Raw genomic sequence first — 11,584 nt, 5'->3', positions numbered from 1 at the left:
AAAAAATGCGTTGCTGTATTACGGCAACGCATTTCTTCTATTGCATATTGCTATTGTTTCTTCTTATTCGTGACCGAACGTCGCTTAGACAACATATACTTCTTCCCTGTATACAAGTTCACCAACGGAATATCAACGCTAATAAAAAACTGATTATTTCTCCATCCAGAATAATCAACTTTATAAAGTGAGTTGTCGCTGGGATTTCGCTGAAGCGATGGAATAAACTGAAATCCATAACCTATAGAGATCGGTACCCATGGTAGGCCAATTGCAATGTTTCCTCCTGGCGCAAAAATGTTAGCGAACTTAACTTCAGAACTCACGGTGCTGGTCGAATCATTTGTAAAACGATATCCCACAAGTGCACCCACATCAATCATCGAAATGAATGCGGATAAAGACCATGGATTTCTTTTACTAAATAACATCCCTTTGCTCACGGTTATTCCTACTGGCGCATAAATCGCTAGTGCTTTCCCGCCATTCAATTTAACATCAACCGAATTTCCATTTGCATCAGTGGTCGTGTATCGATCTTTGGCTGGTCTATCCTCGCCATACACAAAACCAACGTAAGCATTCAAGGCCACGTTAAAATCAGTTGTCTTCTTAATTGATGAACTGCCTGCGGGTAGCGCCACCGCTTTAATGGCTTTCTTCACGTCCTCGGGCGACTCCGACTTCACTACGTTAGCTCCAAAAGTAGCGTAGTTCAAAAATGAAGACTTAAAGTCATCAAGGTTAGCAACACCTTGTCGCTTCACTTGATCATCAAACAATTTCAAAATAGATACCACCGCGGCATGATAATTCTTTGACACGATATCGTGCGAAATACTGGAAACCGAATTTGTGATGGTAAAGAACTTATCCATCTCAGTTGTCCTCGGGATACTTGCGTCAATCACTTGAAAATTAAGTATAGTCTGCAGCAACATATTCCCCGCATCGTAAACAGCAACGTAGTCTTCGGCAACCGCTTTTCCTGATTGCTTCTTACTTTGCAGTTCATGGACCGCCGTTATGAAGTCTTCTTGTTCCTGCAAAATCAATTCAAAGTAGCGTTTCAGATTATTCGCGCGTACGAGAATAGAAGCGACCGAGATATTGTCAGCACCGAATCGAATATTTGCGACGGATACTTGTTCATAGAACAGCCCGAGAAATAATTTCTGCAATGTTTGATCGCTGACTAGCTCCTGAAATTCAGCATTCGAAATATAATTCCTACCGATTTCAACACTGCGCAAACTCATGTTCATGATATTTAACAACTGAACGCTATTACGAAAGTCACGCTGGACGATCGAATCACTATTAGTTATCCCCAAAAGAAATTCCTTCGATGATATACCATTGATAGCGTCAACCATTTTCATATTGCCTTGCAACGCATTTCCAAATTGAAAAGCAGAAAGCATGATCAAACCCTCGTTGGTCGCAAAGAATTTCTCAAGTTCTTCTACCCTTGCTTTACATGTTTTAGATTTTTCAGGACAAGACCACGCTTTCAAATCACGCAACTCAATCAAGTTTGACAGTATGGCATTGAGGTCTTTGTGAAAAGCTTCACGCATGGTCGTGATAAGATTCGCATATTGCCATGACTCAAAATTTTCAAGAAACACTTGGGTGTTAGGAAACACGACAGCAAACTCTGGATAATCATCCAGTAACTTCTTCAGCTTCTCAAAAAATGTCACATTCAATTCTTCCTTCGTTCGCTCTACTAAAAATTGTGCAAGGCCATCGGCAAAAGCGGTAACATCGATACCACCTACAGAACTCACGGCGCTTGATAAAAGACCACCCAGTCCTTTTCGTTCGGCACCGGATACTTCATTGGTTGGATCTGATAGTGCTGAAAAAAATGGATTTGTTTTCTTATAGTGTTCGATCACCATCTTGTTAGTCGCTTTCTTAAGCGAATCCGGCGCATACTTCCGAAGAATTTCTAAAAACATCGCATAGTCGCCGCACGCTGTACTGAATGGACTTGCTTGGCACTCAATCGACGAAGGGTAATCATAATCTTCAATAGAATTGCCGACGATTCGTTTTAAGGTCTTCGCCTCGTAGTATAAAGTTTGGCACAGCGCTGTGGTGCCGATCATCATCATCAACAGTATTATTTTAAACTTTTTCATACTCGAGAGATTGATTTAATTTTTTTAGAAAATTCAACAGGGTTAAGAATACCCAATCCGTAAAGCAGTTCTTCTTGTGGTTTCCGCGTCACCGTTTGTTTCAAAATATCCGCGACGGTTTTTGCCTGCGAATCTTTGTTATTGTCCTGAAGGAATGCTTTTGCCAAGGCAAGGAGCCCGGTCACGATCGGCGAGGCAAAACTTGTTCCTACCCCATCGTACATTTTACTCGGATCAAACCTGTTCGCATAGTTTATGCCTTCTCCAGGGACAGCTAGCGTAAGATGTTTTGATCGAACAGAAAAATTCGTAGAAACAGCACCTTGTTCATTCAGCGCTGCTACCGCGATCACATTTTCACACTTCGATGAAATCGATGCAGGCAGGTTATTCACTTCCTGGTGTATGCCATCATTTCCCGCAGAACATACAAAAACTTTATTCCGATGTTCGTTAAAGTATTTCACTAATTCTTCCTCAAGCGATGCCGAAAAAGAAAATGCTTGCGAAATGTTCACGATATCGATATTAGATGGTACGGCACGCAATGCCGCGAGTAATTCCTCAGGCTTCATCGTCGACTTCTTATATGCTTTGATCACGTGGACTTCCGCTTGTGGTGCTGCGCCGAAATTAGTGACCCTATTGCCGCAGATAATGCTCGTAACAGCAGTGCCGTGACCTGTTCTATCGTTGAGATCCGTTGACGTTGGATCCACATTTTGTGCTACGATAAGCTTGGGATCTAAGAATGGATTTGTAAGATCAACACCTGAATCGATCACCGCTACTTTTACACCTTTCCCCCAGGTACCAAACTCATTCCACACGTCAACGATGTTGTATGCTGTGTGCCACCAATCTAGTGCGTCGCTTAGAATTTGTTTATCGACGGCGCCACTCCAAACAAAACCACCACCTTCGACCTTATACCAAACATCATTCCCTTTGTAGTCTTGTCCCTTCACGGTATCGACAATTGTAATCGTATCGTTCGGAACAAAAAATCCTGGATTGTTATTTGGCAGAATTTCCGGAACGTCCGTTCTGAGGTTGAGATATTTTGTTACGCGAACTTGCATCATCCTTCACGATCAGTAACTAAAACGGCTTTCGAACTAGATGTTGTATTCGGACTATTCGTCGGAATTTTCTCGGAGGTACGAAGCTTCATTACCTTGTTAAGAATGTCGAACCAAAACGGTGCTCCCAACGATATGGCTACTGCCGTTAAGAAAAATCCAAAGAAGTGAATCGGAAATAGGTTGAAGAAGTATTTCCACTTTGCTTTTCGCGTGAAGTAATACACTTTCGTATTTGCCTGCGTTGTATTTTTACCTGAGTGCCATACGGTGTCAGGAATGGCACGTAAGTCGAGTGGCGGTAAAAGTGTTTGCTTTTTTGTTTTGGGGTCTGTCGTAACCAACATACTATCGAGTGGCCAACATCCAAGCCCCAGGATTCCATGCGCATCATTGATATCCGCCTGTAGATCGTTTTTTATCTGAAGAAGCGAGTCCATCTTTTCTGAATAAGTTTCCAGTGCGGCGCTATCAGTAACGCCACCGGTATCAACAGCTACTTTATTGTTTTGCAAATACGCAGCTGCCATCGTCACCATTTGCGCACGCGCCTCTTTATCCTTTGATAGTATACCCGATATTACCAGGGTATCGGCGTTGAAAATCCAAGCAATCATGAAACCTAAAATCAACAGTACAATCCGAATTTTTCTTTTGTACCATTCTGTCGCTTGTTCCATAGTTCGATCGAACCACGTTTCGAGTTGAAATTTAAATTTTATGATATCGCCGTAAGACTCTGACCAAAGATTAAGAATGTACTGTGCGGTGTCCTTGTCAAGTAATTTATTCGCTTTCACATCGTCAGATGCGTTGTGATCCGCTGCATCAACAATTTCTTTCAAGCGCTTGTCGATCACTTCGCGTGTAACGGGTCCGTTGCCGAAGAGGATATGAAAAAGCGTTTTAGAAAAACTGATTGCCTTGAATGACGATGGATTTTTAAAAATGCCCGAGCTGCCGAGATATTTAATTTCAGGATGATTGTAAAAATTATCGACTACCTTATTCGAGGGATTTTTGAAAATATTCATAGAGTCCCACAGCCTCGAAAGAAAGCCCTTTACTTCCTCATCATTTAACATTCTATTGACGGCCTCTTTTAGATTTCTAGCCCGCAGGCCGATCATCGTGGCAACGATTTCAGAAATTACTGTAGCCAGCAGGCTATACAGCAAAAAGATAAACATAAGGCCGATGGCAACGTCGAGCGCGACACTGTTGAACATATCACAATTTTTTAAGGGGTTTCTACAAGCCTACGTGTATGCACTCCACGACACAACTGCATACATGTGAAGCATCTTTTACTATCTCAGTCCCTGATTTACGCTTCATTCAATCACACTAAACGATCAGGTAGTTTTTCGCTTCGTAAAGCGGAATAACAATCAACAAATTTTAATAGAGATTCTGAATCCAATATAACGTCTTCCCCTGCGAGGAACAAGGAGAATATAGGTACATGCGTTCAGTTTTTTTCCTGTGCGCAATGTACCAATAGATGATAAGCTATCAATAAAATTTCGGTAATGGATTAAGTGTCAAGTTCTGACGTTGATGCCAATATGGATAGATCGTGGCTACATCGCTTGCACGATCGAGACGTTTCACCTGTTCGACAGTAAGATTCCATCCGACAGCGCCAAGATTTTGCTTTAGCTGTTCTTCGTTGCGTGCACCAATAATAATATTGGCAACCGTTGGACGTTGTAACAGCCAATTGATTGCAATCTGTGCTACCGTCTTACCTGTTTCATTGGCGAGTTCGTTCAGCACATCCAACACGTTGTAAAAAATTTCTTCATTCACTACAGCCTCAGGTACCGGGCTTCCTCCCTGTGCTACGCGTGTCTCTTTTGGTGCAGGTTTGTTTCTTTGAAATTTCCCGCCAAGTCTTCCCGCCGCCAAAGGAGACCAGACTAAAGCACCTACTTTTTGATCAATACCTAACGGCATTAACTCCCACTCGTACTCTCTATTAATTAAAGAGTAATACACCTGATGCCCAACATACCTATTCCATCCATACCGATCCGATATTGCTAACGATTTCATGAGGTGCCAACCCGAAAAGTTTGATGCCGCGATATACCTGATTTTTCCACTTTGTGTAAGATCATCAGGAGCGCGCAACGTCTCCTCTACTGGTGTATTCCCATCGAACCCATGCATATGATATAGGTCGATGTAATCGGTACCCAACCGCTTCAAACTACCTTCAACTTGCTTGATCAATCTTAATCTCGACGATCCTTGGTTATTGGGACCTTCGCCGAAGGGAAACGTTGCTTTTGTTGAAATCAGAATTCTACTCCGTCTACCTTCAATTGCTTTACCTAAAATCTCTTCCGACATCCCTTGAGAATACACATCTGCCGTGTCAAAAAAATTAAGTCCCGCATCCAGACAAATATCTACAAGCCTTGAGGCCTCCGCCACTTGCGTGCTGCCCCAGGCTTTAAAAAAATCATTTCCACCGCCGAAAGTAGCTGCGCCAAAGCTCAGTACAGGTACGAATAATCCCGAGGCGCCAAGTTGTCTATGTTCCATATGTTCGTGTGTTGATGTGTTGACGTGCTGGTGTGTTGACGTTGCTTAGCAACAACATACCTAATGCCCAATGCGTAATGCCCAATTCCCAATACCCGATCCCCAATACCCAATACCCGATCCCCAATACCTAATCCCCAATACCCAATTCCCAATCCCTAATTCCCAATACCCCCATCACTCGGCTTTTGCTTTATCTTTTTCAATTTTTCCATCGGATGTGAGGAGAACTTTGCGCTCGTCGGCGCCGGATTTGAGTTTTACTTGGTAGTAGATCACACCTTCTTTCTCAATTTTATCGGCATCATCGATCGTAAAGTTTTTGAATTCGGATGCAATCTTTGTTTTGACGATCTCTGGAAGATCATTCTTCGAGATGTCTTGTTTCAATTTTGTGATGTTTCCGGATTTGTCAACCCACACATCGTGACCACGTTTATCGATTTTGAACTCCGCACGATATTCACCGTCTTTCAATTTCCATTTTATATCCGTGATTGTCGGATATTTTATCTTCACCGCGTTTTGTACAACAGCAGGCACCTCTGTTTGTTGAATATTTTGCGCTGATAGCTGCATCGTCAGCAACAGCATTACAACTAAGATTGTGTATTTAAGATTCATAAGTATTAGATTTTTGTAAATATCAGTCCTTTAAATTGCTACACCATATCCCATCTTCACGCGATCCATTACAGCATGTGTATAAAAATGTTTGACGTTGGGATTATCCATCAAACATGTTTTTGTAAAATGTTCATACGCTGCCATATCCGTCGTGTTAACGATCAATACGAAGTCGTAAGTTCCCGTTACATAGTAACATTGCATGACTTCGGGACGGTCTACGAGGCTCCTCTTAAACTTTTCAAGCGACGTCGTATTGCCACGCTCCAATATAATATCAACAACGCACGTCAATCCGATGCCTGCAACTTGAGGAGAGATTATCGAGATATCTGCCTCAATGATTTTTTCATCTCGTAAACGTTTTAGTCGTCGTTGAACGGCTGAAGCGCTTAGCCCGACCGTGGCAGCAAGTTCATCCGCCGTCAAGCGATTGTTATGTTGCAAAAGCCGAAGCAGTTTGAGATCGAATTCGTCGGTTTTCATCACGTGCACTTTTTCTTCAAAGATGCCGTTAAAATTACCAAAAAAAAGCGCCATACACCTCACAACGCAGAAATCATGCGATAGGTCGCAGATAATTTTGTGCGCAAATATTCAACTATGGAACGCGTACAATCACCAATCCTACAAACAAATTTCTCAGACCAAAACATTATCGATTTTAGAAATGACACGCCGGGCTGCAGCAACGTTGTTCACTTGAATAATGCCGGCTCCGGCTTGATGCCGCGTGTTGTAAGTAACGCTATCATGGCGCACGTTCAGTTAGAATCTGACATCGGTGGCTATGAAGCTGCTGCCTTGCAAAAAGATGTCGTTCAAGAATTTTATCACCAAGCGGCACTTCTATTAAACTGTAAACCTACTAACATCGCATTTACTTCGAGTGCGACGGATGCATATACGCGTGCACTATCGTCAATTCCTTTTCGTGAAGGTGATATCATCCTTACCTCGACCAACGACTTTATTTCGAATCAAATTCAATTCTTGTCGTGTCAAAAAAGATTTGGTATTCACGTCGTGCGCGTAGCCGACACGGATTCAGGAGAAATCGATCTTAACGACCTCCATGAAAAGCTACACACACTACGACCACGACTTCTATCCATTACACACATTCCAACAAATTCCGGACTCATTCAACCTGTAGAAGCTATCGGAAAAATAGTCAAAGCTTATCGTGACAGTACCCGTGAAGATACGTGGTACATCCTGGATGCTTGCCAATCTATTGGGCAACTTCAACTCGATGTCGATGTATTGCATTGTGATTTCCTAAGTGTTACCGCTCGAAAATTTCTGCGCGGACCACGTGGCACTGGTTTCCTTTTTATTTCTGATCGTGCACTGCGCTCCAATCTTGAACCGCTCTTCCTCGACATGCGGGGTGCCGAATGGATCAGCAAAGATCGTTATCAAATCCGGGAAGATGCAACACGCTTCGAAGATTGGGAGTTCGCTTATGCACTTGTACTTGGCACCAGTGAAGCGATCAAATACTACTTATCAATTGATCAGCACAAAATCACGACACGTGTGCAACAGCTATCGAATTATACTCGACAACAGCTCGCAGGTATCAACGGTACGCGTGTTTTGGATGAAGGAAAAGAAAAAGGCGGTTTAGTCACCTTCACAATTGATGGCCAAGAACCGACGCACTTGGTCAACGAACTTTCCAAACGCAAAATCAATGTCGTCCCGAGTTACCGAAATTTTGCGGTCATGGATTTTGATAAAAAGAAAGCATCATGGGCTTTACGCGCTTCACCACATTACTACAACACACATGCGGAAATTGATGAATTTGTTCATGCCCTTGCGACTATTCTGAAGTAGTATTTGTACCAGCTACAAAAGTACATGTAGCTGGTACTTCTGTAAGTCGTTTTTTTCATAGATTGAATAACATTCACGTTACCTGTTATGGAAAAAGTATCAAAGGCCGTGCTGCGTTACCTCTTCAGGAATATCTCAAAGCACCGAACATTTCTTATACCATCAACGCGATTGCTAAAAGTTACAAAGCCGATGCTGTCGCGGTAAGTGAATATTTACAAGAACGGAAGTGGATCCGAGAGCCCTGGGTTTACCAAGATGATGTCGTGACTTGCCGAATAACGGTAGAAGGTATTGAAGAAATCAACCCCGTGTTTGTTAAAAATAAATTGAAAGGACTATTAGGCGGTCTGATTCAACACGGCGGCCGGAAAAGTTTGATGGGCATTTTTGAAAAGAACATCGAAGAATACTCGGTGGCGTTAGACATTGTTTATCAGCTCGAAAAACTGGGTCTTATCGCCATCATTCATACCGATGGCGAGATCCATATCGAACTCACCCCTTTTGGATGGCAATTCTTTGAGAAAAAAGGAAAATCCCTTTTCGCTTTGATGGCGTTAGCCTAGAACCGAATACTTCTTTCTCATCTCGCACGCATAATCGTCGACGCAACGCACCCGCTATACGGTGTTACTTCGATAGCGTCAATTGCCTTTACAATGCAAACCCATTAAATTCGTTAACGTCATTTCAATAACCCGATCAACAAACATCACCGCCTCATGAACGTTTTCATCATACCTGGCAGACTAATCGTGTCGCTTGGATTCATCGGACTTAGTATCCTCTGTATATTATCAGAAGACTTCATCGTAGGAAGGCCTCCAGCATGGCCACCAAATATTAACCTAAATCCTCTCCTCGCTTATACAACTGCTGCATTGCTGTTGATCTGTGCTGCGATGATACTATCGAAAAAAAATGGAGGACTTGCTTCGCTTATCATCGTGTCAATGATATTTATCCTTTCACTCACGCGACATCTTCTGCACTTTGTCGACTGGCTTAACGCACTTAAAACATTGGCGTTAGTGGGCGGTATGCTTATTGTTGGTGTATCTTTTTTTCGCGAAGATAACCGCCTAACCACGTCGACCCGGGTAAGTGCATCGGCGAGGAGAATTTTACTTTGGAGTGGACGCATCTTTTTAGCAGCATTCTTTATTGCAGCAGGATACGCTCATCATATGTTCGCCGACTTCGTTGTTAACTTCATTCCAAGCTACATACCGTTTCGATTCTTTTGGACATATTTCACCGCATTATGTTTAGTTGCCGGTGGGATCGGCATCCTCATTTCCAACACACGAAAATGGGCATCACTTCTTTCTGGCGTGATGGTGTTTGGTTGGTTTCTTCTATTACACATTCCCCGCGTACTCGCCAACATAAATGATCCCGGAGAACGTTTAGGGCTATTTGAATCACTAGCGATTTCTGGAATGTTCTTCGTGCTCACGGGGCTGTCGAAGGGAAAAGATTGAGGCAGTCGCAAATCACCCTTTACAATGTCGCCATTACACCGCCTCGTCTAGAAAACGAACTCATAAATTTGTTTCATCACAAATCAAAATTCATATGGCAAATCCAAAGTTCGAAACACCCGAGGAATACATTAAATCATTTGCGAAACCGGTGCAAGATGTTTTGAAAAAAGTGCGCGGCGCCGTTAAGAAAGCGGTTCCAGATGCTGAGGAAGTAATCAGCTATAACGTCCCGGCGTTCAAAACAACAGGATGGATTCTCTACTACTCCGCGTATACCAATCACTTTTCAATTTCATGTCCTCCTCCATTTACGATCTTCGATGTTTTTAAGGAAGAACTGTCAGCTTACAAAACGTCGAAGAGTGCGATTCAATTTCCGCTCGATGAGCCTGTGCCTGTAAAATTAATCACAGACATTGCTAAATTTAGAGCAAAGGAAAATCTGGAGACAGAACCGAAGAATAAAAAAATTAAAAAGAGAGCAGCCTAATTCATTATGTTTATCATCAACCTGCATTATATCGTTCCGCTAGATGAACTGGACGCACACATGACACCGCATGTAAAATTTTTGCAGAAGTATTATAAGGCGAACGTATTCATCGCTTCAGGACGCAAAGTTCCGCGCACTGGTGGGATAATTCTGGCGCTCGCAAAATCAAAAGAAGAAGTAGAAAAGATCATCCAAGAAGATCCCTTCTACATTCATAAGTTAGCTGAGTTTACGATCACAGAATTTCTCACGTCACAGACGCATCCAGAGATGAAAAAATTACTCGCTACGTTGGCGTAAACGGATTGGTTTGTTCACAACATTGGCCATCGCTTAAAGACGTACCACCACTTTCCCAACGGTTCTTCCTGTTTCAAGGTGGGTATGTGCATCGCTCATTCGTTCAAAAGGGAACACTTTTGAAACGTGTGCGCGTAACGATTTTTGTTCTAGCATGGCTGCGATTGACTTCATGTCGTCGCCGCTAGATTTCACCATGAAGAAGAATCCATGAATGCCTTGCGCACTGGCTTTGTCTGCAACACCTTCACGTAGGCCGGATGGAATACTGATGATGGTTCCGCCTTTTTTTATCATCGAAAGAGATCGATCAATGTTATCGCCACCGATAGCATCCCAGACCAGATCAATATCCTGAGGAAGATCTTCCAACTTGCGCGTCTGATAATCGAAGTGTTCATCCGCGCCAACTGCCAGTACAAAATCTTTGTTCACCGCCGATGAAGACCCGACTACATATGCACCAAAGTGTTTTGCGATTTGAATAGCAAAATGTCCAACTCCGCCTGCGGCAGCATGAATAAAAACGCGCTGTCCCTTCTGTATTCTATAATGTTGCGTTAAACCTTGCCATGCCGTTAACGCTGCCAACGTAGAGGCTGCTGCTACTTCATGGGAAATAGTAGCTGGTTTGATGGCGAGTTGATCGGCTGGAGAAACAACATACTCGGCATAACCTTTTGCATGCCCTGGAAAATTTACCATACCAAAAACATCATCGCCAACCTTCAAGTTTGCAACTGCGCTACCAATTGCTTCAACAGTTCCAGACACATCCCATCCTAACGTGAGTGGTAACTGATCTTTAAATCTGCCCGCTATACCTTTTCCTGCTCTCGTTTTTACATCGACAGGGTTGATGGATATCGCCTTCACTTTGATTAGCACTTCATTGGGGGCCACTACAGGAATCGCTACTTCTTTTATATGAAGATTTTCTACCGGGCCGAATTCGTTCAAAACTATTGCTCTCATTTTTTTGTATTATTTGACTGATGCAAAGATGTACCGATCAAAGCACAAGATCTTGGTATAAGTTTGCCA

Annotated in this window: 12 protein-coding genes; 5 read left to right on the top strand and 7 right to left on the bottom strand. The window is 42.8% G+C overall.

Going from position 1 to position 11,584, the window contains the following annotated elements:
• Window positions 1-50 precede the first annotated feature (50 nt).
• The 6 genes from DQQ10_RS11415 to DQQ10_RS11390 all read right to left on the bottom strand — a co-directional run bounded on the left by DQQ10_RS11415 (window position 51) and on the right by DQQ10_RS11390 (window position 6,898).
• On the bottom strand, window positions 51-2,150 hold the full coding sequence (locus DQQ10_RS11415) for a hypothetical protein (RefSeq protein ID WP_112747006.1): 2,100 nt from the start codon (window positions 2,148-2,150) through the stop codon (window positions 51-53).
• Window positions 2,147-3,235: a S8 family peptidase gene (locus tag DQQ10_RS11410; RefSeq protein WP_112747005.1), complete on the bottom strand. Its 1,089-nt coding sequence runs from the start codon at window positions 3,233-3,235 to the stop codon at window positions 2,147-2,149. Before DQQ10_RS11410 ends, DQQ10_RS11415 begins: the two co-directional genes overlap by 4 nt.
• Window positions 3,232-4,461: a hypothetical protein gene (locus DQQ10_RS11405; RefSeq protein ID WP_112747004.1), complete on the bottom strand. Its 1,230-nt coding sequence runs from the start codon at window positions 4,459-4,461 to the stop codon at window positions 3,232-3,234. The genes DQQ10_RS11410 and DQQ10_RS11405 overlap by 4 nt, the downstream gene beginning before the upstream one ends.
• 286 nt (window positions 4,462-4,747) lie before the next feature.
• Entirely contained in the window at window positions 4,748-5,785 is a 1,038-nt protein-coding gene (locus DQQ10_RS11400; protein WP_112747003.1) for an aldo/keto reductase, read from the bottom strand.
• Window positions 5,786-5,962: 177 nt separating this feature from the next.
• Window positions 5,963-6,409, bottom strand: coding sequence for a PepSY-like domain-containing protein (locus DQQ10_RS11395; protein ID WP_112747002.1), 447 nt, complete (start codon window positions 6,407-6,409; stop codon window positions 5,963-5,965).
• 30 nt (window positions 6,410-6,439) lie between these two features.
• Window positions 6,440-6,898, bottom strand: a complete 459-nt coding sequence (locus DQQ10_RS11390) for an Lrp/AsnC family transcriptional regulator (protein ID WP_112747272.1) — start codon at window positions 6,896-6,898, stop codon at window positions 6,440-6,442.
• Window positions 6,899-7,015: 117 nt separating this feature from the next.
• On the opposite strand from DQQ10_RS11390, the gene DQQ10_RS11385 reads away from it, so the two are divergent.
• The 5 genes from DQQ10_RS11385 (at window position 7,016) to DQQ10_RS11365 (ending at window position 10,540) form a co-directional block, all read left to right on the top strand.
• Window positions 7,016-8,257 (top strand): aminotransferase class V-fold PLP-dependent enzyme, encoded by a 1,242-nt coding sequence (locus DQQ10_RS11385; RefSeq protein ID WP_112747001.1) that lies wholly within the window; start codon window positions 7,016-7,018, stop codon window positions 8,255-8,257.
• Window positions 8,258-8,319: 62 nt separating this feature from the next.
• Window positions 8,320-8,826 (top strand): hypothetical protein, encoded by a 507-nt coding sequence (locus DQQ10_RS11380; protein WP_112747000.1) that lies wholly within the window; start codon window positions 8,320-8,322, stop codon window positions 8,824-8,826.
• 156 nt (window positions 8,827-8,982) lie between these two features.
• Window positions 8,983-9,744, top strand: coding sequence for a hypothetical protein (locus DQQ10_RS11375; RefSeq protein WP_112746999.1), 762 nt, complete (start codon window positions 8,983-8,985; stop codon window positions 9,742-9,744).
• 94 nt (window positions 9,745-9,838) lie between these two features.
• A complete protein-coding gene (locus DQQ10_RS11370; RefSeq protein ID WP_112746998.1) occupies window positions 9,839-10,237 on the top strand; it encodes an iron chaperone in 399 nt (132 codons plus the stop codon).
• A gap of 6 nt (window positions 10,238-10,243) precedes the next feature.
• Entirely contained in the window at window positions 10,244-10,540 is a 297-nt protein-coding gene (locus DQQ10_RS11365; RefSeq protein ID WP_112746997.1) for a YciI family protein, read from the top strand.
• A gap of 33 nt (window positions 10,541-10,573) precedes the next feature.
• Here DQQ10_RS11365 and DQQ10_RS11360 read toward each other — a convergent pair whose 3' ends face one another.
• A complete protein-coding gene (locus tag DQQ10_RS11360) occupies window positions 10,574-11,515 on the bottom strand; it encodes an NADP-dependent oxidoreductase (RefSeq protein ID WP_112746996.1) in 942 nt (313 codons plus the stop codon).
• Window positions 11,516-11,584 lie beyond the last annotated feature (69 nt).

The organism is Pseudochryseolinea flava, from assembly GCF_003286915.1.
Classification (GTDB): Bacteria; Bacteroidota; Bacteroidia; order Cytophagales; family Cyclobacteriaceae; genus Ohtaekwangia; species Ohtaekwangia flava.
This window is presented reverse-complemented; position numbering and strand designations above follow the sequence as displayed.